Raw genomic sequence first — 25,549 nt, forward strand, 5'->3', positions numbered from 1 at the left:
GCTCGGTCGGTTCCGAGACCGCCCTGTTATCTCACCGTTATGTGAGGCAGATCACAGAAGTTCTCGGGGCCGACCAGGGGGTTCGGTGGCGGGGAGCGGCGCAGTGCGACCATGACCGTGGTGGCGATCGCGACGAACGTCAACGGGTAGACCGCGGCGAAGATCGGGGCCAGGTAGGTCGTGGTCGGGATCATGAACAGCCCGATCGCGTACACCCCGTCGGGGAACCGGTGGCTCCAGATCAGCAGTGGCAGGGCGAGCGCCGCCGGCACCAGCCAGGCGGTTGCGCGACCCTTGCGCAGCGCCCAGTCCGCCGCGAGGACCAGCATCGGCACGAACCACACCCAGTGGTGCCCCCAGGAGAAGGGGGAGACGGCGCCCGTCGTCAGGCCGCACACGGTCACCGACAGCAGCGCGTGCCCGTGGCGGTGGGCCAGGTATGACGCGCCCATGCCCAGTGCAGCGAGGGCGCCGGCGACCGCAAGCCACAGCAGCCGCGGCGGCTCCGGGACGTCCAGCCACCGGGCCAGCACCCCGGAGGCCGACTGGTTGGCCGGCCAGGCCGTCTCGCCGATCCGCGTGGAGTGCACGATCACGCCGGTCCAGTAGTCCTTGGAGTCGGAGAAGATCACCACGAACCCGACGGCCACGGTCGCCAGCAGTGTGGTGGCCGCGACGACGGCCGCGCGCCACTGCCGGGTGATCAGCAGTTGCACGAGGAACAGCCCCGGCGTCAGCTTGATCCCGGTGGCGACGCCTACGCCGAACCCGCGCAGGCGGCTGCCTTCCGGCCGCCCGAGGTCCCAGATCACCAGCAGCATCAGCATCAGGTTGACCTGCCCGAGCCACACGGTGGTGCGGACCGGCTCGAGCGCGCTGAAGATCACCGTGAGCAGGGCGCTGACGATGTATAGGTGCCGGCCGGTCCGATAGCCGAGCTGTCGCCAGCACAGCAGCACCACCAGATAGAGGGTGACGAAGTTGGCGAGGTAGCCGAGCAGGCCGGCCATGTCGGCGCTGACCAGGTTCAGCGGCGCGAACAGCACCGCCGAGAACGGCGGATAGGTGAACCACATGCCGCCGTACAGGGCGTGGTCGTAGAGGCCCGCGGAGCTGAGGACGGTGGCACCGCCGCTGCGGTACACCAGCAGGTCGAGGCCGTTGCTGAACAGGCCCCACAGCGGGTGACCGAGCGGGACCGCCCGGTCGTGCGCGACGACCACCGCCACGGCGAGGGCGGCCAGCGCGCCGGCGAAGAACGGGGAGGACGGCAGCGAGCGCCCCTCCGCCGTGGCTGGACAGGTGTCCGGCGCGGGGCCGGGAGCACGGACGGGAGGGGGCAGCAGGCTCATCCCTGGGCGCCTCCTGGGTAGGCGGGTACCGCGTCGACGTCGACGATGTCCTTGCCCAGCGGCATCAACGAGATCGGCACCATCTTCAGGTTCGCGACAGCGAGCGGGATGCCGATGATCGTGATGGCCATCGCGATCGCGCTGACCACGTGTCCGATGGCGAGCCAGATGCCGGCCAGTACCAGCCAGATCACGTTGCCGATCAGTGAGCCCATCCCGGAGGTGGGTTTGTTGACGACCGTCTTGCCGAACGGCCACAGCGCGTACACGCCGATCCGGAACGCCGCGATGCCGAACGGGATGGTGATGATGAGGATGCACATGATGACGCCGGCCAGGAAGTAGCCGAGCGCCAGCCAGAGGCCGCCGAAGATCAGCCAGATGATGTTCAGGACGATTCTCATTGTTGCGCCCCTCCCCGGACGCGACGCCCGGACCTCAGTGCGAAGACGATTGCCAGCAGGAAGCCGACGGGGCAGGCGCCTGCCAGCAGGTACAGGGCGAGCGGGGGTTCATGCCCGAGCGCGAAGACCACGAAGGCCGCGATGATCGCGAGCACGCCGACGGAGAAGCAGACGAGCGCGACACGCAAGAGCGCGGTGCCGCGGGGGGACTGTTGACTTGCCACCGTCCAACGGTATCGCCTCAAACCGTGGGCCGGTCCGGCGGCGCGCGGGGGTAGACTGCGGTCGTCGCGTCCCGCATCCGTGGGGCGCGTTCCTTTATATGTGGATGAGCAGGTGAACGCAGTGCCTACCGGCAAGGTGAAGTGGTACGACGCGGAAAAGGGCTTCGGCTTCCTTTCCCAGGAGTCGGGCGAGGACGTCTACGTCCGGTCCGCCGCGCTGCCCGCGGGTGTCGAGGCACTGAAGCCGGGCCAGCGTGTGGAGTTCGGGATGGCCGCCGGCCGTCGTGGCCCGCAGGCCCTGAGCGTGACCGTGCTCGAACCGACCCCGACCATCCGGCAGGGCGGCGGCGCCCGCAAGGACGACGCCGCCCGTAAGCACACCCCCGACGAGCTGCACGGGATGGTCGAGGACATGATCACCCTGCTCGAGGCCAAGGTGCAGCCGGACCTGCGCCGGGGCAAGTACCCCGACCGCAAGACCGCGCAGCGGATCTCCGAGGTCGTGCGCGCCGTCGCCCGGGAGCTCGACAGCTAGGTCGGGTCTCAGTAGGTCTGGATCGCCCACACCGGTGCGAGGCCGCCATCGGCGGGCAGTTGGATGATCACGCCGAGGAGCTGCTCGTTCTTGCCGGACGGCACCGTCACGGCGGACGCCTCGCCCGGCGTGTAGTCGCGGTACCCGTTGAACACCTCGCCGGTCTCGGGGTTGCCGATCTGCACGTTCAGCCGCCAGTCGGAGCTCGACACGTCCTTGGGCAGCGACAACTGCAGCGGCTGGCCCGCCGGAACGCTCAGGTTCGCGATCTCGAGCCCCGCGCACGCGAGGTCGGCGTCGCACACACCGGCGTGTGCGTCGACGGTCTTGTAGTGCGCGTACGCGGTGACCGTCGGCAGGGTCTCCGGGGCGTTCTGGACGAGCACGGTGACCACGGCGGCGAGGCCGCCGGCGGCCACCAGCGCGACCACCGAGAGGGCCGCAATGGTCTTCTTCGTCCGGGCTTGCAGAGTCATTGGGTTCCGTTTCTAGTTGGGCGTCAGTCGGCGGTCGAGATCGGCTTGGTGATCTCCTGGTTTGCCACGTCGGGGCGTTTGCCGCCGAGCCCGGGGAGCAGTGACGACCCCCGGTTGCTGAGGACGGTCTGCACGAGACCGAAGGTGAGCAGCACCGACACCACCGAGAACCCGATCCAGTACTGCGTCGGCAGCAGCACTCCGAGCGCGCCGCCGATCACCCAGCTCAGCTGCAGCACCGTCTCGGAGCGGCCGAAGCCGGACGCGATGGATTCCTCGGGCAGGTCGTCCTGTAGCGAGGCGTCCAGCGAGACCTTCGCCAGGGCGCTCGCGCCGGACGCAACGAGGGCGGCCAGTGCCGCGGTGAGGAGGCTGTCGGTGAGGGCGACGAGGATCGCGACCGCCGTCACGGCGGCGGTGCACCGGAGCACCACCACGGTGGGTCGGCCGAGCTTGATCCGGGCGCCAGCCGCGTTGCCCGCGAAGTTTCCGATGCCGGCGGCGGCACCGACCAGGCCGAGCATCGCGGCCTGCTCCAGGGGCTCGTGCCCGGTCCGGGACTTGGCGACGAACGCGATGTAGAGGGTGAGGAAGCCGGTCATCACGCGGATGGTGCTGTTGCCCCACAGCCCCGTGATGACGGTGCGGCCCAGCGGTTGTCGCCGCTTGCTGGCCTTGACCGTCTCCTTGCGGTCCGCCGCGATCACCTCGGTGTGGGCGTCGTTGCCGTGGTAGGTCAGGGTCGCGGGCACCTCGCCCTCGGTGACCTCCACCCACGCCGGGATGCGCATGCTCAGGTAGGCGCCCAGGGTGGTGAGGAGCGCGGCGAACCAGAGCACCCCGGTGGAGCCGGTCGCGAAGGCGATGATTCCGGCCACCGCGCCCGCACCGATGGTGCCGCCGATCAGGCCGAACACGGTCAGTCGCGAGTTGACCCGCACCAGGTCGATCTCCGGTGGCAGCACCCGCGGCGTCACCGCGCTCTTGAGCACCGAGAACGACTTGCTCAGCACCATCATGCCCAGTGCGGCCGGGTACAGCGCCCAGCTGTCGAAGTTGAAGACCAGCAGCACCGCCAGCACCGTCCGCAGGGCGAACGACGACGCCAGTGCGAGCCGGCGGCCGTGCTGCAACCGGTCCAGCATCGGACCGATCAGCGGCGCGATCACCGCGAACGGCGCGATGGTGATCAGCAGGTACAGCGCGACCTTGGTCTTGTCCTCGCCCGTCGCCGCGGAGAAGAACAGCGTGTTGGCCAGGGCGACGGCGATCGCGGCGTCGGTGGCGAAGTTCGCCATCACCGCGTAGGTGAGGGCGGTGAGGCCGGACTTGTCGGCGCCGTCGGCCTTGGCGGCGCGGTGGAAGGTGGCGATGCCCTTGTTGGTCAGCTCGCGACTGCGCATCGCGGCGACCCGGGTGACGGTGAGCTTGCGGGGGATCGGCGGGGGCTTCGGCGCGCCGGGGCCGGGCTGCCGGATCTCCTCGGTGGGTCCGCTGTCGACCGGGTGCAACGGCGGCAGGGGCTGCCGACGCCCGCCCACCCGCCGCGTGGTCGGCGGATAGTTCGCGAATCCGGGGTGGTTCTCGTGCCGTGGGTGGTCGCCGGTCGACCGACCCCGGTCGGGGTCGTGGGGCTCGCGGGGTCCGGTCACTCCCCAATTCTGTCCTAGATCACCGACAGTGGGCCACGCACCCTAGGGCTCCGCGCGTCACGGCACGAACCGCACCTCGAACAGGTGTGGGTAGTACTTGCCGGTGATCAGGAATCGGTCGGTCCCGGGTACCTGCGCGATCCCGTTGAGGACGTCCACGGACCGTCGTTCGTCATGGGTGAGCAGGCCCGACGCGTCGACCACCGCGGTGACGTCGCCGGTGCCCGGATCGATCCGGAGGATGACGTCGGACTGCCAGACGTTGGCGTAGACGCTCCCGTCGCTTGCGCATTCGAGTTCGTTCAGCTGGGACTGCGGCTTGCCGTCGAGGGTGACGACCACCGTGCCGAGCCGGTCGAAGGTGGCCGGGTCGCGGAACGTGAGTGTGTCGGAGCCGTCGCTCGTCACCAGGCGACCGTCCTGCGCGCACACCCCCCAGCCCTCCCCCTCGTAGTTCACCCGACGGAGCTCGGTGAGCGTGTCCCGGTCGTACGCGACCGCCACGCCGTCGCGCCAGGTGAGTTGCCATACGGTGTCGCCCGCGACCGTGATGCCCTCGCCGAACAGCGGGTCCGCCAGCGGCACCCGGACCCGCTCCGTGCCGGTGCCGAGGTCCCGCGCGCTCAGGTACGACCGGCCGCTGAGCCCGGTGCCCTCGAGCAGTTCGCCGTCGGAGATCTCGAGTCCCTGGGTGAAGGCGGTGGGGTCGTGCGGTCGAGTGTCGAGCACCTCGACGCGGAGCCGTTCGACGGCCGGGGACGTGGTCGACGAGGCATCCGGCGCACAGCCGGAGAGGGCCAGGACGGTCGCCGCAACGGCAGTCGTGAGGAGTGGGCGCCAGGTCATTACGACAGCATGACAGCCCGTCCTGCCACGGATTTGCTGCGATACGGCAAAATGGACCGCGTGAGTCCCCAGCCTGCCTCCGAGCTTGCCCCCGTGCGCCCCGTTCTGGCCGATGCGGTCGACCTGGCGCGTCAGGCGTTGGTCGACCTCGGCGAGGGTGAGGTCGGGGAACATCTCGGCGTCACGTTCGAGGACGAGAGCGCCGCCACCCACCGGTTCACGGCCCAGCTGCCGGGGTATCGAGGCTGGCAGTGGGCGGTGGTCCTGGCCGCCGCGCCGGACTCCGACCACGTCACCGTGAGCGAGTTGGTCCTGCTCCCCGGCCCGGACGCGCTGACCGCTCCGGACTGGCTGCCGTGGGACGAGCGCGTCCGCGCAGGCGATCTCACGCCCGGCGGGCTGCTGCCGCCGCGGGCGGGAGACCCCCGGCTGGTGCCGGGTTACGTGGCGACGGGCGACCCGGTCGTCGACGACCTGGCCTTCGAGGTCGGTCTCGGCCGCAAGCAGGTGATGAGCCTGGAGGGTCGGCTCGACGCGGCCGAGCGTTGGCGCGAAGGCGAGTACGGGCCGGACACCGAGATGGCCAAGGCCGCGCCGTCCACCTGTGAGCTGTGCGGCTTCTACCTCCCGCTGGCCGGGTCGCTGCGGGTGGCGTTCGGGGTGTGCGGCAACGAGATGGCGGCCGACGGTCGGGTGGTCTACGCCGAGTACGGCTGCGGCGCGCACTCTGACACCGAGTTGCCCACCGGCGCCGGCAGCCCGCAGTTCGACGCCTACGACGACGGTGCCGTGGAGATCGTCGCGAATCCCGTGCCCGCACCGGTGGACACCGCCGAGGGCTCCGATAACGCCGAAGCCTCCGAGAAGGCCGCGAACACCGAAGAAGAAGACGCGGCATCGACGAACTGACGGTGGCCGACCCCCTCGGTGCGAACGCGCTGAGGGAGTCCACGCTGTTGGCGTGGACCTCCTCGCCGACCAGGCTCCGCGAGGACGCGACCACCGAGGCCGACCTGGTCCATGCGGGGTACCGCGACCGGCTGCTGACCGAACTCGCGCAGAACGCCGCCGACGCCGCGGCCCGGGCCGGGGTGCCCGGTCGGCTGCGGGTCAAGCTCGACGGCATGATGCTGCGGGTCGCGAATGTCGGCACCGCACTGGATCCGACGGGCCTGCAGGCGCTCTCGGCGTTGCGTGTGTCGGGCAAGACCGACCCTGCCGCCGGCGTCGGCCGGTTCGGCGTCGGCTTCACCGCGGTCCTCGCCGTGAGCGAGGAGATCGAGCTGCGCTCGACCACCGGGTCGGTGCTGTTCTCCGCCGCCCGCACCCGCGCCGAACTGGCCGTGGCGGGTCTCGAGGCGCCGGCCGCCGGCGTGCCGGTGCTGCGCCTGCCGTGGCCGACCGCGGCCGAGCCGGCAGACGGCTACGACACCGAGGTGGTGCTGGCGCTGCGCCGTGGCGTCGACGGCGCCGCGCTGGTGAAGCGGCTGGCCGGCGAGGCCGCCGATCTGCTGCTGGAACTGCCTGCGCTGCAGTCGATTCAGGTGGACGGGCACGAGTTTGCGCGCGCCGAGCGCGTCCTCGACGGCGGGCTGGTCGAGGTGACCGTCGGCGAGCGCTGCTGGTGGCAGTTCGAAACCGCGGCCGCGCGCTGGCTGGTGCCGGTCACCGGCGGTCGCGTCCGCCCGGTCGGCGAGGACGTGCTGCGCGCCCCGACCCGCTCCGACGAGGAGCTGTCGCTGCCCGCGATCCTGATCGCCCAGACCGCGCTGCAGCCGGACCGGCGCCGGCTGATGCCCGGCGCCACACTCGCGCACCTGGCCAACGGTTATGCGGATTTCGTTGCGGCGCTTCCCGTTTCGCAACGGCTGGCGATGGTCCCGGTGCCCGGTTTCGCGCGCGGCGAGGTGGACGCGATGTTGCGCGAGTCGGTGCTGCGTGAGCTCACCACCAGTCCGTGGCTGCCCGGCGTCGCGGGGGACCAGCTGACGCCGACGTCCGCGACGGTGCTGCCCGGGCTGAGCGCGGAGCTGGCCGAGTTGCTCGGCGACGCCGTCCCCGGACTGGTCGTCCCGGAACTGTCCGCCGCCGCCGGCGCGCCGGCACTGTCCGCGGTGGGCGCGCACCGGATCGGGCTGGCTCGGCTGGCCGAACTGCTCTCCGGGCTGCACCGCGAACCCGACTGGTGGGGAAGGCTGTACGCGGCGCTCGATCCTCTCGTCGTGGACACCGTCGCCGTCGAGGAGCTGGCGGCGATCCCCGTGCCGCTCGCCGACGGGCGCACGGTGACGGGCCCGCGGACCGTCGTCCTCGGCCACGACCTCGGGTCCGACCTGGGAGGCGTCGACTGGATCCGGCTGGTGCACCCGGCCGCCGCCGATCCGCTGCTGGCCAGGCTGGGGGCTGGCTCGGCGGGCGTGTTCGAGATCCTGGCCGATCCGGCGCTGCGTGCGGAGATCGAGGACACGGACTTCGACGACGTACCGGTGGCTACGGAACTCGCGGACACGGTGCTGTCGCTGGCGGCGGCCGCGGCCGGCCGCGGCGAGCTGCCTGGGTGGCTCGGGCAGTTGCTGCTGCCGGACTCGGACGGCGACCTGCGCGGTGCGGACGAGATGCTGCTGCCCGGCGCCCCGCTGGCCGCCGTGCTCGCCGGGGACGCACCGTTCGGGGTGGTCGCCGCGGACCTGGTGGAGCGCCACGGCGCGGACGCGCTGCGGGCGGTCGGTGTCGGCTGGGGATTCTCGGTGCTGCGCACGGAGTTGCCGACCGGACCCGAACAGGACCTCGACGACGAGGGGTCGTGGTGGGCCACGCTCCCCGAGGACCCGGAGGAGCTGGTCGCGGTGCGCGACCTGGACCTGGTGGACGAGGCGGCGTGGCCCGCCGCACTGAGCCTGCTGGCCGCGGAGCCGGACACCCGGGAACTGCTGGCGGACCGGGACGGGTACACGGCCTGGTGGCTGCGCCGTCACGCCCGGGTCGGGGGCGTGAGGCTCGGCTCGCTGCGCGCGCCCGACGACCGCACCTACGGGGGCCTGCTGGACGTGCTCGACCACCCGGACGTCGCCGCGCTCACCGGTGCGCTGGCCGCAGACCGGGTGGACTCGGTGGCGACGGCCGAACTGCTGATCGACCGGCTGGCCGACCCGGAGCGGGCGCCCGGCCCGGCCGTGGTGGTGCGGGCGCACCGGCTGCTTGCCGCGGCGACCGCCTCCGGGGCCCTGGACCTGGATGAACTCTCGCCGCCCGAGCGGGTCCGGGCAATGTCCGGCGCAGCCGTCGATCCGGCCGCGGCGGTGGTGCTGGACCGGCCCTGGTTCGCGGCCGCGATCCCCGCCGACCGGCTGGTGGTCGGCGACCTCGCCGGCGCCGCCGCGCTGGCCGAACTGCTGGACCTACCGCTCGCCTCCGAGGCGGTGCACGCCGAGGTGCTCGGCACGGGCCGCGTCAGCACCTGGGACCGGGAGCCCGGCGCCGTGCTGGCGCACGTGGCCTCCGGTCGGGAGCTGCCCGAGGGCACGGTGGTGGTGCACGAGGGTCTCACCGTCCGGCTCAGCGGTGCGGTCGAGGCTGACGTCGCGGTGCCGCAGTGGGTCGACGAGCAGGGCACCGCGCACTGGGACAGCAGGCAGTAGCGGCGGCGGTTGCCTTTCGGGCGGAGTCCGGCAGCTGCCGACCGGGTCGGATCAGCAGTAGTGCTGCTCCGCGGTGACGACGTACGCCTCGGCGACCTGTCCCGGGGAGAGTGGGGTGAACTTCGAGTACGCCTGGCCGACGGCGTCGAACTCGCGCAGCAGCTCGGCGCGGGAGGCGCCCTCGGCGCGCGCCCGGCACAGGCCCCGGGCGTAGAGGATCTCCTGCGCGTCCATGCCTGCCGGTGGGATCCCGGCTGCGCGCAGGGCGCCGAGGTAACGCTGCCCCTTGTCTCCGGACTCGGCGACCACCTGCTCCGGTGACCGGGCGTCGAGCGGGTCTGCCACGGCCGCAACGGGTTCCGGAGCGGCCTGCTCGGGGGCAGGGACCTCGGCCGGCGGCACCTGGGGAGCCTCGGTGCCGGCCGGAACAGGCGCGGCGACCGGCGCCGGCTCGACTGCAGGCGCCTGTGTCGCCGAGCTGACCTGGCTGCTTGTACCGGGCGCCGCGGCGCTGCTGCTGGTGATGTCGCCGGTGCCGGTCGACTCCCCGCCGCACGCCGTGATGGCACAGCACGCAACCACGGCTGCGGACACGGAGATCGTTCGCCAAAGTGTCATGGCGCGAAGTGTGGCACAGCTCCCGCGTGTCCCGGGGGCATCGTTGCCTATCGAAACTAGTATTCCCAAATATCCCTTTTGGTGACTATGTCTGTGGCATCTATTCACAGTTATCACCCAATGTGATGCGGGCACAAGCACTCTGATCGGCTCGGTCGATTCTGAGGCCGGGCTGGACCATTTCAGGAGGACCTATGGCCAACCGAACACTCAGTCGCCGACATCGTTGGTCCCGACGCGCGGTCGTCGGCCTCGCGCTGGGAGCAACCGCGGTGATGACCGCGCCGACCGCGGCGGCCACGACGCTCGACAACATCCCCGGCGCCGAGCACTGCGACACCGAGGGTGACCCGCAGGGCGCCTGTGTCGGCGTCGCCATCAACGGCGGAACCTTCGACAACAACGGATTCCAGCTGCCCGTCAAGGAGGGCGACATGGTGCTCAGCGTCGGCTTCCCGGCCGACGGCTCCACCTTCACGAGCACCGACACCGAGAACTTCGGCGTCTACGCCAAGCCCATGACGGTGCCGGGAGGCGTACTGGGTGTGGACCTGCCGTTCGACAACCTCTTCGGCCTCGCCGCGGTGACCGCAGAGGTCCAGGCGGTCGCGGTGCCGGTCATGCACGACGAGATCTTCGACTTCAACATCGACATGCCGGTCCGGATGAAGCTCAACAACGCATTCCTCGGCGACAACTGCTACCTCGGATCCGCCGAGAGCCCGGTGACATTCGAGCTCCGTGGCGTGCGAGGTGGGGCCCTCGACCCCGTGTACAACGTGGTGGGCGGGCCGGACTACCCGGAGGGCACGCTGCAGGTCACCAACGTGCACACGGCGGCGAAGGACTTCGCGCTACCCGGCGCCACCGGGTGCGGGCCGTTCGGTGCGCTCAACCCGATCGTGAACTGGCGTGCCAAGACGCCGGCGACCACGGGCACCTCGCTGGCGGTGCAGGCGACCGCCTACATGTACGCGCCGGGCGACCTCGTCGCGACGCCGTCGCCGGAGGAGCCGGGCGGCTCTGGCAGTGCCGGCAGTTCGGGGAGTTCGGGCAGCTCGGGCAGCTGACGCCCGGTTCGGTCGGTGTTCGTGGCGGCGACGATGATCGTGGCATGAACATCGACCGGAACGTGCTCGACTGGATGCTGGAGGTGCGGACGCCCTGGCTCACCGACGTCGTCACGGTGATCACCAATCTCGGCGGCACCGCCGCCTCCTGGGCCATCGCCGCCGGGATCTCGATTGCGCTGGTCGTGCGCCGGCACCGGGTCGAGGCGGTCATGGTGGCCGGGGCGATGCTCACCGGGCTGTTCGTGATGTCCGGGCTCAAGCTGGTGTTCGGGCGGGCCAGGCCTCCGTTCCCGGAGCGGCTGGTCGACGAGGCGACGCATTCGTTCCCCTCCGGGCACGCGATGATGTCCGCGATCCTGGTCTGCGTGGTCGCCGCGGTGATCGTGCGGCTGGCCGCGCCCCGGTGGCGCGCGCCGTGGGTGTTCGCACTGCTCGCGTGCTGGACGCTGCTGATCGGGCTCTCGCGCGTGTACCTGGGCGCGCACTGGCTCACCGACGTCCTCGCGGGCTGGCTCTTCGGGGCGGCCTGGGCAGCCCTGTGGATCTGGGGTGCTGTCTGGTTCGAGCGAAAACGGCAACAGGTGGGCCAGACTTCTCTATCCTGACCAACTTGGACGCGTGTCCAGCAGGATTGAGGGAAAGGGCCCCCCACATGGAGCCAGGATCCACAGCCGTCGAGTCTGGTGTGTCGCCACGTCGGACGCATCTGATCCGGACGGCCCTGGCCGTATTGGTCATCGCGCCGCTGGCGCTGATGGGCTTCTACATGTGGGCGCTGTGGGATCCGGGCGACACCGTTTCCCAGATGCCGGTCGCCATCGTGAACAGCGACGCGGGCGCGGACCTGGACGGCACCCGCCTGGACGCGGGCACCGAGGTGGCGACGGCGCTGCTCGACGGCGGCGACGTGAACTGGCAGGAGGTCACCCTCGACGAGGCCAAAGCGGGGGTCGAGGACGGCCGCTACTACTTCTCCGTGGTGATCCCGGAGGACTTCAGCAAGAACATCGCCAGCGCGGCCAGCGGTAACGGCAGCAAGGCGACGCTCGACGTGGTCTACAACGACCACAACAGCCTGGTGGCCGGCCCGGTCGGGGAGAGCGTCATGGCGCAGGTGCGCTCGGCGGTCTCGGAGAGCATCGGCGAGCAGTCCGTCGACCAGGTTCTCGTCGGACTCGGCGACGTCGGCAAGGGTCTCGACGAGGCGGCCGCCGGTGCGCGTCAGCTCTCGGACGGCACGGGCGAGGCCCTGGACGGCGTCACCCAGCTCTCCGACGGCAGCGTCGAGCTCTCCTCGGGCCTGCACGAGGCCTACGCGGGCAGCGGCGAGCTGGCCTCCGGCACCGGCCAGTTGGCCGCCGGCGCAGACGAGGCCAAGGCGGGGTCCGGCGAACTCGCCGCCGGCCTGTCTCAGCTGGAGGACGGCACCGACCAGCTCGGCGCCGGGGCGACGCAGATCAGCGAGGTCATCGACACGGTGGTCACCCCGCTGCTCGAGGCCGCGGTTGCCGCGGGCCTGCCCACCGGCGCGGAGGACATCGCCGGTCAGCTGCAGCAGCTGCGCGACGGTGCCCGGCAGCTGGCCCACGAGCTGTCCGACCCGACCGCCGAGTACCGCGGCGGTATCGCCTCGGCGGCCTCCGGCGCGGCGGAACTGAACTCGGGCCTCGGTGAACTGGCGGCGGGCGCGCACGAGCTCGACGCCGGCGCCAACGAACTCAACACCGGTCTCGGCCAGCTCGACGCGGGCGGTACCGAGCTCAGCGCCGGTCTCGGTCAGCTCAAGGACGGCGTCGGCCAGCTCGACGCCGGCAGCAACGAACTGGCGACCGGTCTGGCGGACGGCGCCAAGCAGGTCCCGCACTTCACGGAGGCGGAGCGGGAGTCCACGGCCGGCCTGCTCTCGTCGCCGGTGGCGGTCAGCGAGCGCAACCTGAACGTGGCGGCGGGCTTCGGTCCCGGCGCCGTGCCCGTGGTGATGTCGGTGCTGCTGTTCCTCTGCGGGATCCTGACGTGGTTCGTGCTGCGGCCGCGAGGCGGTCGACGGGACGACGAGGACCCGGACGAGGGCGTGGTGCGGGGCGGACTGCGCCGGTACCGCGCGCCCGCCGCGATCACCCTCGTCGCGGCCCTGGTGCTCTCGGTGGTCACGTTGACGGTCGCGAAGGCGGACCCGCCGAGCGTGCTGGCGATGGTGGCCGTGATGATCCTGATCGGTGCGGCCGGGGTCGCGCTGGGCCGGGTGTTCACCGTGGTGTTCGGGGCGGTCAACGGCACGTTCATCGCGCTGGGCGCCTTGATGATCCAGATCTTCGCGTTCGGAGGCGTGTACCCGATCGAGCAGATGCCCGCCCCGATCCGCCTGCTGCACGACCTGATGCCGCTGACCTACGCACGCAACGCCCTGCGGATGGTCCTCATCGGGTACGACGGCCCTCGGTTCTGGATGTCGATCGCGGTACTGGCCGGAATCGTGGTGGCCTCCGTCGCGGTGACCGTCTGGTGGCGTCGCCGTCAGCGGGCGGCCGAGGTCGCCCCTGCCGACGAGAACCACGGCGACGAGAACCACGGCGACGAGAATCCCGACGTCTACATCGGTGACACGGACGGGCGGGACGGCGACACCGAGGTGCTGCACCCGGTCCCGGTGCGCTGATCGCCGACCGGCCGGACCGGGAACTACACCTAGCCCAGGCCGCGCTGCGCGACTTTGCTGCCGCGCCGCGCGGCCGCGCGCTGGGCCAGGAACAACGTGAAACCGAGCACACCGACGGCGAGGCCCGCGTAGCAGATCGGCAGGGCCTCGCGCCACGGTTCGCCGGCGAGTAACACTGTCGCAGTTGCGACGAACCACGCGAGGACGCCGATCGCGACCACCGGCCGGGGGTCGGTGAGCCGTGTCGGGACGAGCGGATCGTTGCGTTTGGCGGTCACCGAAATAACGCTACCTGCCTGGTGGTGCCTTAACCTCCCAGGTGCGACGCGCATCTTCGGCGATTGAGACAGGGACGACATGGCTGGGACCTCGAGGCTCCTCGACAACTACTTCAAGATCACGGAACGCGGTTCCACGGTCAGCAACGAGGTCCGTGGCGGCCTCGTCACCTTCGTGGCGATGGCCTACATCGTGGTCCTCAATCCGCTGATCCTCGGCAGCTTCTCCGCCGACGACGCGGCAGCCAAGACGGACGTGCTCGGGAACATCCTGCCGATCTCGCAGGTCGCGGCGGTCACCGCCCTGGTGGCCGGCGTGATGAGCATCGCGTTCGGCATCATCGCGAACTATCCGTTCGGCATCGCGGCGGGCCTGGGCATCAACGCCCTGCTGGCCGTGACGATCGCCCCCCAGGTCACCTGGCCGGAGGCCATGGGCCTGGTGGTGATCGACGGCATCATCATTGTGGTGCTGGCGATCTCGGGCTTCCGGACCGCCGTGTTCAACGCGGTGCCCGACGAGCTCAAGTCCGCGATCGTCGCGGGCATCGGCATGTTCATCGCGTTCATCGGCTTCGTCGACGCCGGCTTCGTGCGCCGGATCCCCGACGAGGCGGGCACCTCGGTTCCGGTGGGCCTGGGCATCGGCGGCTCCATCTCCTCGTGGCCGACGGTCATATTTGCCTTCGGTGTGCTGCTGATGGGAATCCTGGTGGCGCGCAAGGTTCGGGGCGGCCTGCTCATCGGCATCGTGGTCACCACGGTGCTGGCCGCGATCATCGAGGCGATCTGGCAGGTCGGCCCTTCAAAGGGTGTGAACCCCAGCGGCTGGAACCTCAGCGTGCCCGCCATGCCCGACGTGCTCGCGCAGCTTCCGGACCTCAGCCTGGTCGGCGACGTCAACCTGTTCGGCGCCTTCACCCGGATCGGTGTCCTGGCCGCCAGCCTCCTGGTGTTCACCCTGGTGCTGGCCAACTTCTTCGACGCCATGGGCACGATGACCGGCCTCGGCAAGGAGGCCGGGCTCGCCGACGAGCACGGCAACCTGCCGGGTATCGGCAAGGCCTTCGTCGTGGAGGGCGCGGGCGCGATCGTGGGCGGCGGCGCGTCCGCGTCGTCCAACACGGTGTTCGTGGAGTCGGCGTCGGGGATCGCCGAGGGCGCCCGGACCGGCCTGGCCAACGTGGTCACCGGACTGCTGTTCCTCGCCGCGATGTTCCTGACCCCGCTGTACGAGGTGGTGCCGATCGAGGCCGCCGCGCCCGCGCTGGTGGTGGTCGGTGCGATGATGATCGGTCAGGTCCGCGACATCGACTTCAGCAAGTTCGAGGTGGCCCTGCCGGCGTTCCTCACGATCGTCGTCATGCCCTTCACGTACTCGATCGCGAACGGCATCGGTGTCGGATTCATCGCGTGGGTCGTGATCGGCGCCGCGAGCGGTCGGGCCAAGCAGATCCACCCGTTGTTGTGGATGGTTGCGGCCCTGTTCGTGGCCTATTTTGCGGTGGGCCCCATCACTGAGGCAATTACCTGAACCTGTGTCACAAGGTGCCGTATCCTCCGAAGGTGACCATGGATACTCGGGCCCTCGCCGGTGACTTGTCCCTGGCGGTCGTACGACTCGCCCGCCATCTGCGCGGTCGGCGCTCCGACTCCCAGGTTTCGTTGACTCAGCTCTCCGCGATGTCGAGCCTGTACGAGCACGGCCCGATGACACCCGGTGGACTGGCGGCACGGGAACGGGTGCAGCCGCCGTCGATGACGCGGGTGATCGCCTCTCTCGCCGAAGCCGGACTGGTCGTGCGGGCGCCGCACCCGACCGACGGCCGCCAGATCATCGTCTCGCTCACCGACGCGGGCCGCGCGCTGCTCGCCGACGAGACCAGCGCCCGGGAGAAGTGGATGACGGATCGACTGGCGGCGCTGGACCCGGAACAGCGGGACCTGCTCCGGCGGTCCGTCGACATCATCGGCGGCATGGTCAACACCATGGAGTAGCGCTCGGCCGGCGTGCGGCAAGATGGTCCGGGTGGTTCACGTTATCGACATCGACGACCCGGCCGATCCCAGGCTGGACGACTTCCGCGACCTCAACTCCTCGGACCGGCGTCCGGACCTGCCGGAGGGCAAGGGCCTGGTGATCGCCGAGGGGGTCCTTGTCGCGCAGCGGTTGCTCTCGTCGCGCTTCCCCCCGATCAGCCTGCTGGGGGTGGACCGGCGACTCGACGAGCTGTCCGCGGACCTCGAGGGTGTGGACGTGCCCTTCTACCGGACCTCGGCAGAGGTGATGGCGGAGGTGGTCGGCTTCCACCTCAACCGCGGCGTGCTCGCCGCCGCGCATCGTCCGCCCGAACTCGACCTCGACGAGGTGCTGGCCGGTGCCCGCACCGTCGCGGTGCTCGAGGGCGTCAACGACCACGAGAACATCGGGTCGATGTTCCGCAACGCCGCCGGCCTCGGCGTGGACGCGGTGCTGTTCGGGGATCGCTGCGCAGACCCGTTGTACCGGCGCTCGGTGCGGGTGTCGATGGGCCACGTGCTGCGGGTGCCGTTCGCCCGGGTCCCGGAATGGCCGAGGGGCCTTCAGAGGCTGCGGGACAAGGGTTTTCAGATCATTTCACTTACCCCGAATCCGGCGGCCGTGACGCTGGCGGAGGCCATGACCGGCGAGCGGGTGGCGCTGCTGCTCGGCGCCGAGGGGCCGGGCCTGTCCGAGTACGCGATGCGCAACACCGACGTCCGGGCCCGCATCCCGATGGCGCCCGGAACCGATTCGCTGAACGTGGCGACGGCGGCCGCGATGGCGTTCTACGAACGGGTGAGGACCCAGGGGTGACCGACCCCGTGGGATCCGGGACGCCGTGGGGGACGGGCCTGGTGGTCGCGGGCTTCGCGGCCCTGGTCGCCGTCGTCGCGGTGATCGCGTGCGGCGCGGCGATGATCGAGGTGCACCCGCTGCTGGCAGTGGTGGTCAACCTGGTGGTCGCCGCGGGGGTGGCGCCGACCCTGTGGCAGTGGCGCGCCACACCGGTGTGGCGGTGGCTGGTGTACGGCACGGTGGCCGGCGTGGCGGCTGGCTGGCTGGCGTTAGCGCTCGGCGCCCGCTGAGTCGCGGCGGCCGAACCAGCGCCGCAGTCCTCGGGACAGTGGCCCGGGCCCGGCGGCGCGGGTGCCGGCCAGCGCGACGGGCGGTTCCTCGCCGTCCCGGTAGACGGCGAACCCGCACAGCCCGACGGTGGCCGGATCGAGTTCGCCGTCGCGGACCGGCGGGGTGTACCGGTAGCCGAGCCACTCCGCGTTGGCCGCCTCTGCGAACTCGCTGGGGTGGAACGGGAGTGACTGCGGGTCGGGGAACACCCCCGGCGGGAACGGCAGCGGGTGCTCGCCCGCCCAGAACGGCCGCTCCCAGAGCAGTGGCAGGCCGAGGTTCTCGTGGATCTCGACCGGGGTGGCGCTGAACGAGCGCCGCAGCTCCCCGCGTTCCCAGTAGGCGAACGAGCCCCACGCGGCGCCGGGGTCGGTGCACACCAGGTAGGTCTGCTCGGAAGCCAGTGGCCGAGTCCAGGATTCGTCGATCGTGGAAGGTTTGCGGAGGTTGAGGTTGGTGCCGCACACCACGGTCAGGCCGGGATAGCTGCCCACGTACACCTCGCCCGGTGCCACGCCGGTCGAGTCGGCCAGCGTGCCGGATCCGAGCGGGAAGACGTTCATCTCGGGAAACAGCTCGCCGACCAGGGCGCGGGCCGCCTCCGCATCGGGCTCCGGGTTCTCGCGTAGCACGTTTGCCGGGTCTGGGGCGTCGACGTACCAGATGGTTGATGCTTTCGCCCCCACGTCCGGTACCTGCCTTTCAGTCCCTTTCCTAGCAGGGTACGACCTCGGTGCGGATAAGCGCGGTGGCGCACCGGGGCGCGCAGCATCTTCCCGGCCGGTCAGCCGACGAGAGCCGGTTCCGCGAGAAAATCGTCGAGGTATGCCCAGGTGGTGGCGGCTGCGTCGGGTCCCGCGATCAGCCCGAGGTGACTTCCGGTGGTGGTCTCGAAGCGGACGCTCGGCGCGCCGGTCGCCGCGGTGGTGATCGCCCGTGCCGAGGCGGCCGGTGCGATGACGTCGGTGGTCCTGCCGACCGCGAGCACCGGGACGGACACCCCCGACAGCCCGACGGCGCGCCCACCGATCCGCAATTCGCCTGTGGCCAAGGCATTTCCGAGGATCAGCTGCGTACGGGGTGTGTCCGCGGCCGAGCGGGTGCGCGGCCGGCGACTGTCCGGGGCGGAGGTCGTAGCAGTTGGCGGGCACCGTGAGAAGCGGGGTGTGGACCCGGGACTGTCAGCCGCGGCCGCTGCTCCTGATTCCGAGCAGTACGTCGTCCCAGGACGGCAGCGCCGGTCGGCCCTTCTTGTCCCGTCCGCTCTGGTGCTGCGGCGCCACCTTGGGCAGCGGTTCCGGCGCCGAGGTCTCGGCGGCGGGTGCGCTCGGTTCGTCGCCGAGGGGCTGGTCGTCGGCCGGTTCGGCCGCGGGGCCGATGTCGGCGCCGGCTTCGGCCTCGTCGAAGTCGTCCGGGTCGTCGAATGCGTCGAACGAGTCGAACTCGTCGTCGCGGGCGATCTCGGTCACCGGCGCCAGGCCGCGCAGCGGCCGCCCGAAGTCGGGGTCGAGCAGGTCGGTCGCGGCCGCGTCCAGGGCGACGACCGTGCCGCCGTGTGCGTCGTACTGGAAGTGCCAGTGCGCGGCATTGGTGGTGCGTCCGGCCTGCCACTGCAGCTGGGCGACCCAGTGTCCGTCCTCGCCTCGCCAGGCGTCCCAGTCCGCGTCCTCGAGGTTGTGGCCGCGGGCGCGGAAGGCCAGCGAGACGATTTCCTCGAGCGTCTGCAGAGCCGGACCGTTCTCGCGGACGGGGTGACCGCCCTGTGCCTTCTGGGCGGCCAGTGCACGTTCGAGGAGGACCGGGTGGGCGAAGCGCTCGACCTTCTTCATGGAGACGCCGGCCTCGGCGGCCACCTGCTCGATGGTCGCGCCCGCGCGGATCCGAGCCTGGATGTCCTTGGGGCGCAGCTGGCTCTCGGTCTCGATCTCTATCTGTCCGAACCGCGCGATGTCGCCGCGCGCGGCCGCACGCAGCTTGTCGTCGGCGGGGAGGCGGAAGCGTTCGCCGCTCTCGGTGTCGGCGCACACGACATGCGTGCCCCCGGGCTCGAGTCCGATCACTCGAAGCTCTCGCACCATGACCTCCTCATCGCACCACTCGCGATACTCCGCGGAGGGACTGTAACCGACCCGTGATCGGTGGGACGGGATGACACGCCACATCCGGCGGTGGTCTTTGATTTACGGCGCGCTACTCTCTCTGGTTCCCAACTCGCACCCGGTCCGCGAGAATGGATCCGACGGGCATTTCGGGCGGGGCGACAGCGGTCGAGGCGAACTGAGGAGGATCGTCGAGATGTCGGATCGAGGCAGCATTGACAGGGTCGACCGGGCACACTTGAGGCGGGCGATCGAGCTGGCGGTCGAGACGGGCGATGCCGGGAACCGCCCCTTCGGCGCGGTGGTCGTGGGCGCGGACGGCACGGTGGTGGCCGAGGGCGCCAATTCCGTGACCACGTCGGGCGACGTCACCGAGCACGCCGAACTCGACGCCGTCACCACCGCATGCGGCGAGGGCAATGCCGGCCAACTCGTCGGGGCCACGGTCTACGCGAGCGGAGAGCCCTGTCCGATGTGTGCGGCGGCCATGGTGTGGGCGGGGGTGCGCCGGGTGGTGTTCGGTGCCGCGGCCGCACAGTTCGGCGGAATCCTCAGCGGCGGACCGCGGTTCACGCTGGGCTGCGCGGAGGTGATCGCGTCGGCGAACGAGGGGACGGTGGTCAGCGGGCCGCATCTCGGGGACGAGGCGCTCGCGCCCTTCCGTCGGTTCGTGGCGGAGAACCAGACGTTGCCTGCGGAGGCGGTGGGGGAGCCCTGACAGAATCTCCCCATGTCGAATCGAAACAACATCTCGTCCGGCTCCGACTGGGAGTCGAAGATCGGTTACTCGCGGGCCGTCCGCATCGGCCAGCAGGTGTCGGTGTCCGGAACCACCGCGTCGGGCCCCGACGGCCCCGTCGGCGGCGACAGCCTCGCCGAGCAGACCCGTGAGGCCGTCAGCCGGGTCGTCGCGGCCCTCGCCGAGGCGGGCGCGAAGCCCGAGGACGTGATCCGCACCCGGATCTACCTCACCGACATGAGCCGGTGGGAGGAGGCCGGGCTCGCGCACGGTGAGGTCTTCGGCGACATCCGTCCCGCGACGACGATCCTCGAGGTCAGCGCGCTCATCGACCCCGCGCTGTTGGTCGAGATCGAGGCCGACGCCCTGATCGTCGAGTAGCACCGCCTCGGCAGCGAGTCAGCCCCCGGCATCACGTGCSGGGGGCTGACCTGTCTGAGTCGCCCCGCGTTGTGCCGGCCGTCACATGGGTTGACTTCGAGTGTGGAATCTCATTAACTTTAGCCTGTCCTAATGTAGGGCAGGCTAAACATATGTGCGGTTGGTCCTCCGGGATCGGACGCAGACCGAAGGGACAACTCTCGTGGCTACCTCCATGAAGCGGCACCTGGCCGCCGTCGGCGCCGTTGCCGGCCTCTCCGTGCTCGGCCTCGTCGCCAACCCGGCCATCGGCTCCGCCGCCGTCACCAGCGCCGCGACCGTCGCCGCCGACGAGGGTAAGGGCACCATCTCCATCACGATGACCGGCCTGAGCACCACCAAGGCGTTCGTCAAGTGCGAGGGCACCGTCTACCAGCCCGACGCCACCGTCCTCGACAAGACCACGAAGGTCGGCGAGAGCTTCCTCATCGAGGGCGAGAAGATGGTTGCCGGCCAGATCCTGGTCGACGCGTCGGGCACCGGCACCTCGAAGACCTTCGCGGACGGCGAGTACCAGGTCCGCACCAAGTGCAAGGAAGACGGCGACACCGACTACCAGGACCCGATCCCCGTGTCCAAGGTCACCGTGACCGGCGGTAAGGGCACCGCCCCCGCCGGCGGCTCCGCAGAAGACCCGCTGGGCGCCATCGCGGGCCTGATCAACGGCGTGCTGAGCACCTTCGGCAGCTGACACCCGCCCGAGACGAGAGCAGCCCCCGACCTCGAGGTCGGGGGCTGCTCTCGTGTGCAGTGGTCAGAGCTGGCCGACAACCCAGTCGATGCTCTTGGTCAGCTGCGTGATGTCCTCGGGGTCGATGGCCGGGAACATGCCGACGCGCAGCTGGTTGCGGCCCAGCTTGCGGTACGGCTCGGTGTCGACGATCCCGTTGGCGCGCAGGATCTTCGCGACCTCGGCGGCGTCCACCTTGTCGTCGAAGTCGATGGTGCCGACCACCTGCGACCGGTGCGCCGGATCCGCGACGAACGGCGTCGCGTACTCGCTGGCCTCGGCCCAGTTGTACAGGCGCGAGGAGGAGTCGGCGGTGCGCTTGGTGGTCCAGTCCAGGCCGCCGTTGCCGTTCATCCACTCGATCTGGTCGGCGAACATCAGCAGGGTGGCCAGGGCCGGGGTGTTGTAGGTCTGGTCCTTGGAGCTGTTGTCCACCGCGATGGGCAGCGACAGGAACTCGGGGGTCCAGCGGCCGGACGCCTTGATCTCGGCGACGCGCTCGAGCGCGGCCGGGCTCATCAGCGCCACCCAGAGGCCGCCATCGGCCGCGAAGCACTTCTGCGGCGCGAAGTAGTAGACGTCCGCGTCGGCCATGTTCACGGGCAGGCCGCCGGCGCCGGAGGTGGCGTCGATGGCGATGAGGGCGTTCTCCGAACCCGCGGGGCGGGAGACGGGGATCGCGACACCGGTCGAGGTCTCGTTGTGGGCCCAGCCGATGAGGTCGACGGACGGATCGGAGACCGGCACCGGCGCGCTGCCCGGCTCGGACGAGACGACGATCGGGTCGCCGATGAACGGGTTGCCCTTGGCCACCGAGGCGAACTTGGAGCTGAACTCGCCGTTGGTCAGGTGCAGCGACTTCTCGCGGATCAGGCCGAATGCGGCCGCGTCCCAGAACGCGGTGGTGCCGCCGTTGCCGAGGACGACCTCGTAGCCCTCGGGCAGCGAGAACAGGTCGGCCAGGCCGGACCGGACGCGGGCCACGACGTTCTTGACCGGCTTCTGGCGGTGGCTGGTGCCGAACACCGACGCCCCGACGTCCACCAGCGACTGGAGCTGTTCGGGGCGGACCTTCGAGGGCCCGCAACCGAAACGGCCGTCAACGGGCTTGAGGTCGGCGGGGATGATCGGTGTAGTTGCGTCAGCCATTGGTCAATGTGTCCTAAGCGTTGATGGGCCCTGTGTACGGGTAGTTTAGACGCCCACGTGGAACGGCCGGGCGGCTCGGTGTGAGCTCGCCCGGCCGTTCGCTGTGGTGCGGTGTAGCAGCGGAGCCTGTGAACTAGACCTTGCCGACCAGGTCCCAGCCGGCGACGGTGTCCGGGGTGCGGGGCTCGGGGCCGGTGTAGATGGCGGCCGGGCGGACCAGCTTGCCCAGGCGCTTCTGCTCCATGATGTGCGCACACCAGCCGGCGGTGCGGCCGCAGGTGAACATCGCGGGCATCATGTGCGCGGGCACCTCGGCGAAGTCCAGGATGACCGCGGCCCAGAACTCGACGTTGGTCTCGATGGCGCGGTCCGGGCGACGCTCGCGCAGCTCGGCGAGCGCGGCCTGCTCCAGCGCGGCGGCCGCCTCGAAGCGCGGCGCGTCCAGGCGCTTGGCGGTGGCGCGGAGCACGCGGGCCCGGGGGTCCTCCGCGCGGTACACGCGGTGCCCGAAGCCCATCAGCTTCTCCTTGCGGTCGAGGATGCCCTTGACCAGCGCGCGGGCGTCGCCCGTCCGCTCGGTCTCCTCGATCATCGGCAGCACGCGGGCCGGGGCGCCGCCGTGCAGCGGGCCGGACATCGCGCCGATGGCGCCGGACAGCGAGGCCGCGACGTCGGCGCCGGTGGAGGCGATGACGCGGGCGGTGAAGGTGGACGCGTTCATGCCGTGCTCGGCGGCGGACACCCAGTAGGCGTCGATGGCCTCGGTGTGCCGCGGGTCCGGGTCACCCTTCCAGCGGGTCATGAAACGCGCAGTGACGGTGGAGCACTCGTCGATGACCTTCTGCGGCACGGCGGGCTGGTAGATGCCGCGGGCCGACTGGGCGACGTAGGACAGCGCCATGACGGAGGCGCGGGCCAGCTGGTCGCGGGCCGTCTCGTCGTCGATGTCGAGCAGCGGCTGGTAGCCCCAGATCGGTGCCAGCATGGCCAGGCCGGCCTGCACGTCGACGCGGACGTCGCCGGTGTGGATCGGGAGCGGGAACGGCTCGGCGGGCGGCAGGCCCTGGCCGAACTGGCCGTCCACGAGCAGGGCCCACACATCGCCGAAGGTGACACCGCGACCGACCAGGTCCTCGATGTCGACGCCGCGGTAGCGGAGCGCGCCACCGTCCTTGTCGGGCTCGGCAATGTCGGTGGTGAAGGCGACGACGCCCTCGAGTCCACTCACAAAATCCTCGGGTACTACCGCGCTCGCTGCCATGCTCGTGGACTCTCCTCATCTTCAGTGCCGCCGGTCCGGGCTGCACCACTGACTTAAGCTTCACCGTCTTGCGGGCGCATGCATGGTTCACAGGCACGAGCCGCCGCGCAAACTGCTGACCCTGCCGGGTGCGAATCGCGGGTGCGAATCCCCATTCGGCGGGTCCGGTTGTCTCGAAACTCTATCCCCTAACACGCGCCGGTCGGGGAGTGCGTACCCGGTAGTAACGTGTTCACCCGTGTCACCCGATTCCGACAACCTGCCCGCGGTACCCGCCGACCTGGCAGCGATGCGCGTGGGATATGCGGCCCAGGCGATGAATTCGCCTGCCCCGGAATCGAACCTGGATGTCGCGGCCCTCGAAGACGGCTGGTTGCCGCTGCTGCGCCGGTGGCTCGACCAGGCCCGTTCCGCCGGCGTGGTCGAGCCGAACGCGATGGTGCTGGCGACCGTCGACGAGGCGGGTCGGCCGGCCTCGCGCACGGTCCTGTGCAAGGGGTTGTCCGAGGAAGGGCTGGTCTTCTACACCAACTACGGCTCCACCAAGGCCAGGCAACTCGCGGCCGCCCCGTACGCCTCGGCGACCTTCGCCTGGACCGCGTTCGCACACCAGGTCACGGTCCGCGGCCCGGTCGAACGGGTGGCCCCCGAGATCACCGCCGCCTACTGGCACACCCGCCCGCGGGGTTCGCAGCTCGGCGCCTGGGCCTCGCAGCAGTCGCAGCCGATCGAGTCCCGGAGCGCCCTCGACGCGAGGCTCGCGGAGGTCACCGCGCGGTTCGCAGACACGGAACAGGTTCCGGTGCTGCCGGACTGGGGCGGACTCCTGCTCCGGCCGGAGACCGTCGAGTTCTGGCAGGGCCGCGCCAACCGCATGCACAACCGGGTGCTCGTCACCCGAGCCGAGGGCGGCTGGACCGCGACGCGACTGCAGCCGTGACCGGGAAACCCCGTCGGCGGCTGCTGGCCGACACCACCCCGCTGCGCGAGCCGCACTACCGGCGGTTGTGGGTGTCGGGCGTCGTCACCGTCATCGGTGCGCAGCTCAGCGTGGTCGCGGTGCCGCAGCAGGTCTACGAGATCACCCGGAGTTCGGCCTACGTCGGGCTGACGGGGGTGTTCGGGCTGGTCCCGCTGGTGCTTTTCGGTCTGTGGGGCGGCGCGCTCGCCGACGTGATGGACCGGCGGCGGCTGATGACGATCACCACGATCGGGCTGTCGGTGACCTCGCTGCTGTTCTGGGCGCAGGCCGCGGCCGGCATGGACAACGTCTGGGTGGTACTCGGGCTGTTCTCGCTGCAGCAGGCGTTCTTCGCGGTCAACCAGCCGACCCGCGCCGCGATCATCCCGAGGCTGATCCCCGGCGAGCAGTTGCCGGCGGCCAACTCCCTGAACATGACGGTCGTGCAGTTCGGCGCGATCGCCGGGCCGCTGCTGGCCGGCGTGCTGATCCCGACGATCGGGCTGGCCAGCCTGTACCTGATCGACACGGTGCTGCTGATGGCGACGCTCTGGGCGGTGCTGGCTCTGCCCGCGCTGCCGCCGACCGGGCACACCACGAAGGCCGGGCTGCGTGCGGTGCTGGACGGGTTCCGGTACCTGTCGACGCAGAAGGTGCTGCTGGCCTCGTTCGTGGTGGACATCGTCGCGATGGTGTTCGGCATGCCGCGGGCGCTCTTCCCGCAGATCGCCAACGAGACGTTCGGGGACCCGGTGACCGGCGGCGTCGCGCTGGGCCTGCTGTTCGCGGCGATGTCCGCGGGCGCGGTGCTCGGCGGCGTCTTCTCCGGCTGGTTGCCGGGGGTGCGGTACCAGGGCCGTGCGGTGGTGGCGTGCATCGTGCTCTGGGGGCTGGCGATGGTGGGCTTCGGCGTCACGGTCGGGCTGGCCAGTCCCGGTGACAGCGCGATCTTCCTCTGGGTGGCGCTGGGGTTCCTGGCGTTCGGCGGTGCGGTCGACATGGTCTCCGCGGCGTTCCGCAGCACCATGCTCCAGCAGGTGGCGACCGACGAGATGCGCGGCCGACTGCAGGGCGTGTTCATCGTGGTGGTCGCGGGCGGCCCCCGGATGGGCGACGTGCTGCACGGGGCGGCCGCCGCATCGGTCGGCACCGCGGTCGCCGCGGCCGGCGGCGGCATCCTGGTGGTGGTCGGGGTGGCCCTCGCCTGCCTGGCGTTCCCGATGTTCCTCCGATACCGCGTCGGGGAGGGCCGAGCGTCGGATTCGGTGGCACGGTGAGGCGATTCGTGGA

The 25,549-nt window shown here is 70.8% G+C and carries 28 protein-coding genes; 15 read left to right on the forward strand and 13 right to left on the reverse strand.

Translation table 11 applies throughout. The features are described 5' to 3' along the window. Positions 1-26: 26 nt before the first annotated feature. The 3 genes from AC1DWC_RS09380 to AC1DWC_RS09390 are packed head-to-tail and all read right to left on the reverse strand — an operon-like array spanning position 27 to position 1,980. Positions 27-1,352, reverse strand: a complete 1,326-nt coding sequence (locus tag AC1DWC_RS09380; protein ID WP_477907430.1) for a glycosyltransferase 87 family protein — start codon at positions 1,350-1,352, stop codon at positions 27-29. Continuing rightward, positions 1,349-1,756: a YccF domain-containing protein gene (locus AC1DWC_RS09385; RefSeq protein WP_477907431.1), complete on the reverse strand. Its 408-nt coding sequence runs from the start codon at positions 1,754-1,756 to the stop codon at positions 1,349-1,351. Before AC1DWC_RS09385 ends, AC1DWC_RS09380 begins: the two co-directional genes overlap by 4 nt. After that, entirely contained in the window at positions 1,753-1,980 is a 228-nt protein-coding gene (locus AC1DWC_RS09390) for a hypothetical protein (RefSeq protein ID WP_477837084.1), read from the reverse strand. The genes AC1DWC_RS09385 and AC1DWC_RS09390 overlap by 4 nt, the downstream gene beginning before the upstream one ends. A 121-nt stretch (positions 1,981-2,101) precedes the next feature. Between AC1DWC_RS09390 and AC1DWC_RS09395 the strand changes: the two genes are divergently transcribed. Then, positions 2,102-2,515 carry a cold-shock protein gene (locus AC1DWC_RS09395; protein WP_072843227.1) on the forward strand — a complete coding sequence of 138 codons (414 nt, stop codon included), beginning with the start codon at positions 2,102-2,104 and terminating at the stop codon, positions 2,513-2,515. Between the two features lie 8 nt (positions 2,516-2,523). On the opposite strand, the gene AC1DWC_RS09400 is transcribed toward AC1DWC_RS09395, so the two are convergent. The 3 genes from AC1DWC_RS09400 to AC1DWC_RS09410 are packed head-to-tail and all read right to left on the reverse strand — an operon-like array spanning position 2,524 to position 5,489. Next, entirely contained in the window at positions 2,524-2,991 is a 468-nt protein-coding gene (locus tag AC1DWC_RS09400; protein ID WP_477907433.1) for a DUF2771 family protein, read from the reverse strand. A gap of 23 nt (positions 2,992-3,014) precedes the next feature. Further along, complete coding sequence (locus AC1DWC_RS09405; protein WP_477907435.1) at positions 3,015-4,643, reverse strand: MFS transporter; 1,629 nt, start codon at positions 4,641-4,643, stop codon at positions 3,015-3,017. 57 nt (positions 4,644-4,700) lie between these two features. Then, on the reverse strand, positions 4,701-5,489 hold the full coding sequence (locus AC1DWC_RS09410) for a glutaminyl-peptide cyclotransferase (RefSeq protein ID WP_477907437.1): 789 nt from the start codon (positions 5,487-5,489) through the stop codon (positions 4,701-4,703). 51 nt (positions 5,490-5,540) lie between these two features. Between AC1DWC_RS09410 and AC1DWC_RS09415 the strand changes: the two genes are divergently transcribed. Together AC1DWC_RS09415 and AC1DWC_RS09420 are read left to right on the forward strand one after the other, a co-directional pair. Continuing rightward, positions 5,541-6,398 (forward strand): DUF3027 domain-containing protein, encoded by an 858-nt coding sequence (locus tag AC1DWC_RS09415; RefSeq protein ID WP_477907439.1) that lies wholly within the window; start codon positions 5,541-5,543, stop codon positions 6,396-6,398. A 2-nt stretch (positions 6,399-6,400) separates the two neighbouring features. Further along, positions 6,401-9,127: a sacsin N-terminal ATP-binding-like domain-containing protein gene (locus AC1DWC_RS09420; RefSeq protein ID WP_477907441.1), complete on the forward strand. Its 2,727-nt coding sequence runs from the start codon at positions 6,401-6,403 to the stop codon at positions 9,125-9,127. 51 nt (positions 9,128-9,178) lie between these two features. Here the strand turns inward: AC1DWC_RS09420 and AC1DWC_RS09425 are convergent, their stop codons facing one another. After that, a complete protein-coding gene (locus AC1DWC_RS09425; RefSeq protein WP_477907443.1) occupies positions 9,179-9,745 on the reverse strand; it encodes a DUF732 domain-containing protein in 567 nt (188 codons plus the stop codon). Positions 9,746-9,939: 194 nt separating this feature from the next. Here AC1DWC_RS09425 and AC1DWC_RS09430 point away from each other — a divergent pair, with 194 nt between their 5' ends. The 3 genes from AC1DWC_RS09430 (at position 9,940) to AC1DWC_RS09440 (ending at position 13,474) form a co-directional block, all read left to right on the forward strand. After that, positions 9,940-10,815 (forward strand): hypothetical protein, encoded by an 876-nt coding sequence (locus AC1DWC_RS09430; protein WP_477837076.1) that lies wholly within the window; start codon positions 9,940-9,942, stop codon positions 10,813-10,815. Between the two features lie 44 nt (positions 10,816-10,859). Beyond that, positions 10,860-11,423 carry a phosphatase PAP2 family protein gene (locus AC1DWC_RS09435; protein WP_477907445.1) on the forward strand — a complete coding sequence of 188 codons (564 nt, stop codon included), beginning with the start codon at positions 10,860-10,862 and terminating at the stop codon, positions 11,421-11,423. A gap of 80 nt (positions 11,424-11,503) precedes the next feature. Next, positions 11,504-13,474 (forward strand): YhgE/Pip family protein, encoded by a 1,971-nt coding sequence (locus AC1DWC_RS09440; RefSeq protein ID WP_477907447.1) that lies wholly within the window; start codon positions 11,504-11,506, stop codon positions 13,472-13,474. Between the two features lie 29 nt (positions 13,475-13,503). Here AC1DWC_RS09440 and AC1DWC_RS09445 read toward each other — a convergent pair whose 3' ends face one another. Continuing rightward, entirely contained in the window at positions 13,504-13,752 is a 249-nt protein-coding gene (locus tag AC1DWC_RS09445; RefSeq protein WP_072842965.1) for a DUF2530 domain-containing protein, read from the reverse strand. 79 nt (positions 13,753-13,831) lie between these two features. Between AC1DWC_RS09445 and AC1DWC_RS09450 the strand changes: the two genes are divergently transcribed. The 4 genes from AC1DWC_RS09450 to AC1DWC_RS09465 are packed head-to-tail and all read left to right on the forward strand — an operon-like array spanning position 13,832 to position 16,860. Next, complete coding sequence (locus AC1DWC_RS09450) at positions 13,832-15,286, forward strand: NCS2 family permease (RefSeq protein ID WP_477907449.1); 1,455 nt, start codon at positions 13,832-13,834, stop codon at positions 15,284-15,286. Between the two features lie 32 nt (positions 15,287-15,318). Continuing rightward, positions 15,319-15,750, forward strand: coding sequence for a MarR family winged helix-turn-helix transcriptional regulator (locus AC1DWC_RS09455; RefSeq protein ID WP_477907451.1), 432 nt, complete (start codon positions 15,319-15,321; stop codon positions 15,748-15,750). Between the two features lie 31 nt (positions 15,751-15,781). Beyond that, positions 15,782-16,588, forward strand: a complete 807-nt coding sequence (locus AC1DWC_RS09460) for a TrmH family RNA methyltransferase (protein WP_477907453.1) — start codon at positions 15,782-15,784, stop codon at positions 16,586-16,588. Next, entirely contained in the window at positions 16,585-16,860 is a 276-nt protein-coding gene (locus tag AC1DWC_RS09465) for a DUF2537 domain-containing protein (protein ID WP_083577027.1), read from the forward strand. The genes AC1DWC_RS09460 and AC1DWC_RS09465 overlap by 4 nt, the downstream gene beginning before the upstream one ends. On the opposite strand, the gene AC1DWC_RS09470 is transcribed toward AC1DWC_RS09465, so the two are convergent. From AC1DWC_RS09470 to sepH, 3 genes are all read right to left on the reverse strand, one after another. After that, complete coding sequence (locus AC1DWC_RS09470) at positions 16,840-17,586, reverse strand: DUF6928 family protein (protein ID WP_477907455.1); 747 nt, start codon at positions 17,584-17,586, stop codon at positions 16,840-16,842. The two genes, AC1DWC_RS09465 and AC1DWC_RS09470, sit on opposite strands and share 21 nt — an antisense overlap. A gap of 98 nt (positions 17,587-17,684) precedes the next feature. Beyond that, positions 17,685-17,951, reverse strand: coding sequence for a hypothetical protein (locus tag AC1DWC_RS09475; RefSeq protein WP_477907457.1), 267 nt, complete (start codon positions 17,949-17,951; stop codon positions 17,685-17,687). A 130-nt stretch (positions 17,952-18,081) separates the two neighbouring features. Further along, the gene (gene sepH / locus AC1DWC_RS09480; protein WP_477907598.1) at positions 18,082-18,975 is read right to left on the reverse strand and encodes a septation protein SepH; all 894 of its coding nucleotides are present in this window, start codon (positions 18,973-18,975) and stop codon (positions 18,082-18,084) included. A gap of 220 nt (positions 18,976-19,195) precedes the next feature. Here sepH and AC1DWC_RS09485 point away from each other — a divergent pair, with 220 nt between their 5' ends. From AC1DWC_RS09485 to AC1DWC_RS09495, 3 genes are all read left to right on the forward strand, one after another. Beyond that, positions 19,196-19,717: a nucleoside deaminase gene (locus AC1DWC_RS09485; protein WP_477907459.1), complete on the forward strand. Its 522-nt coding sequence runs from the start codon at positions 19,196-19,198 to the stop codon at positions 19,715-19,717. A 12-nt stretch (positions 19,718-19,729) separates the two neighbouring features. Beyond that, the gene (locus AC1DWC_RS09490; RefSeq protein ID WP_072842958.1) at positions 19,730-20,119 is read left to right on the forward strand and encodes a RidA family protein; all 390 of its coding nucleotides are present in this window, start codon (positions 19,730-19,732) and stop codon (positions 20,117-20,119) included. A gap of 202 nt (positions 20,120-20,321) precedes the next feature. After that, positions 20,322-20,849: a hypothetical protein gene (locus AC1DWC_RS09495; RefSeq protein ID WP_477907460.1), complete on the forward strand. Its 528-nt coding sequence runs from the start codon at positions 20,322-20,324 to the stop codon at positions 20,847-20,849. Between the two features lie 63 nt (positions 20,850-20,912). Here AC1DWC_RS09495 and serC read toward each other — a convergent pair whose 3' ends face one another. Both serC and AC1DWC_RS09505 read right to left on the reverse strand, forming a co-directional pair. Beyond that, complete coding sequence (gene serC / locus AC1DWC_RS09500; protein WP_072842956.1) at positions 20,913-22,037, reverse strand: phosphoserine transaminase; 1,125 nt, start codon at positions 22,035-22,037, stop codon at positions 20,913-20,915. Positions 22,038-22,170: 133 nt separating this feature from the next. Further along, a complete protein-coding gene (locus tag AC1DWC_RS09505; protein ID WP_477837055.1) occupies positions 22,171-23,298 on the reverse strand; it encodes a citrate synthase 2 in 1,128 nt (375 codons plus the stop codon). Positions 23,299-23,587: 289 nt separating this feature from the next. Here AC1DWC_RS09505 and pdxH point away from each other — a divergent pair, with 289 nt between their 5' ends. Continuing rightward, the gene (gene pdxH, locus AC1DWC_RS09510) at positions 23,588-24,238 is read left to right on the forward strand and encodes a pyridoxamine 5'-phosphate oxidase (RefSeq protein WP_477907600.1); all 651 of its coding nucleotides are present in this window, start codon (positions 23,588-23,590) and stop codon (positions 24,236-24,238) included. Beyond that, positions 24,235-25,536 (forward strand): MFS transporter, encoded by a 1,302-nt coding sequence (locus tag AC1DWC_RS09515; RefSeq protein ID WP_477907462.1) that lies wholly within the window; start codon positions 24,235-24,237, stop codon positions 25,534-25,536. The genes pdxH and AC1DWC_RS09515 overlap by 4 nt, the downstream gene beginning before the upstream one ends. Positions 25,537-25,549 lie beyond the last annotated feature (13 nt).

The sequence above is a fragment of the Rhodococcus sp. P4_C10 genome (assembly GCF_056402135.1).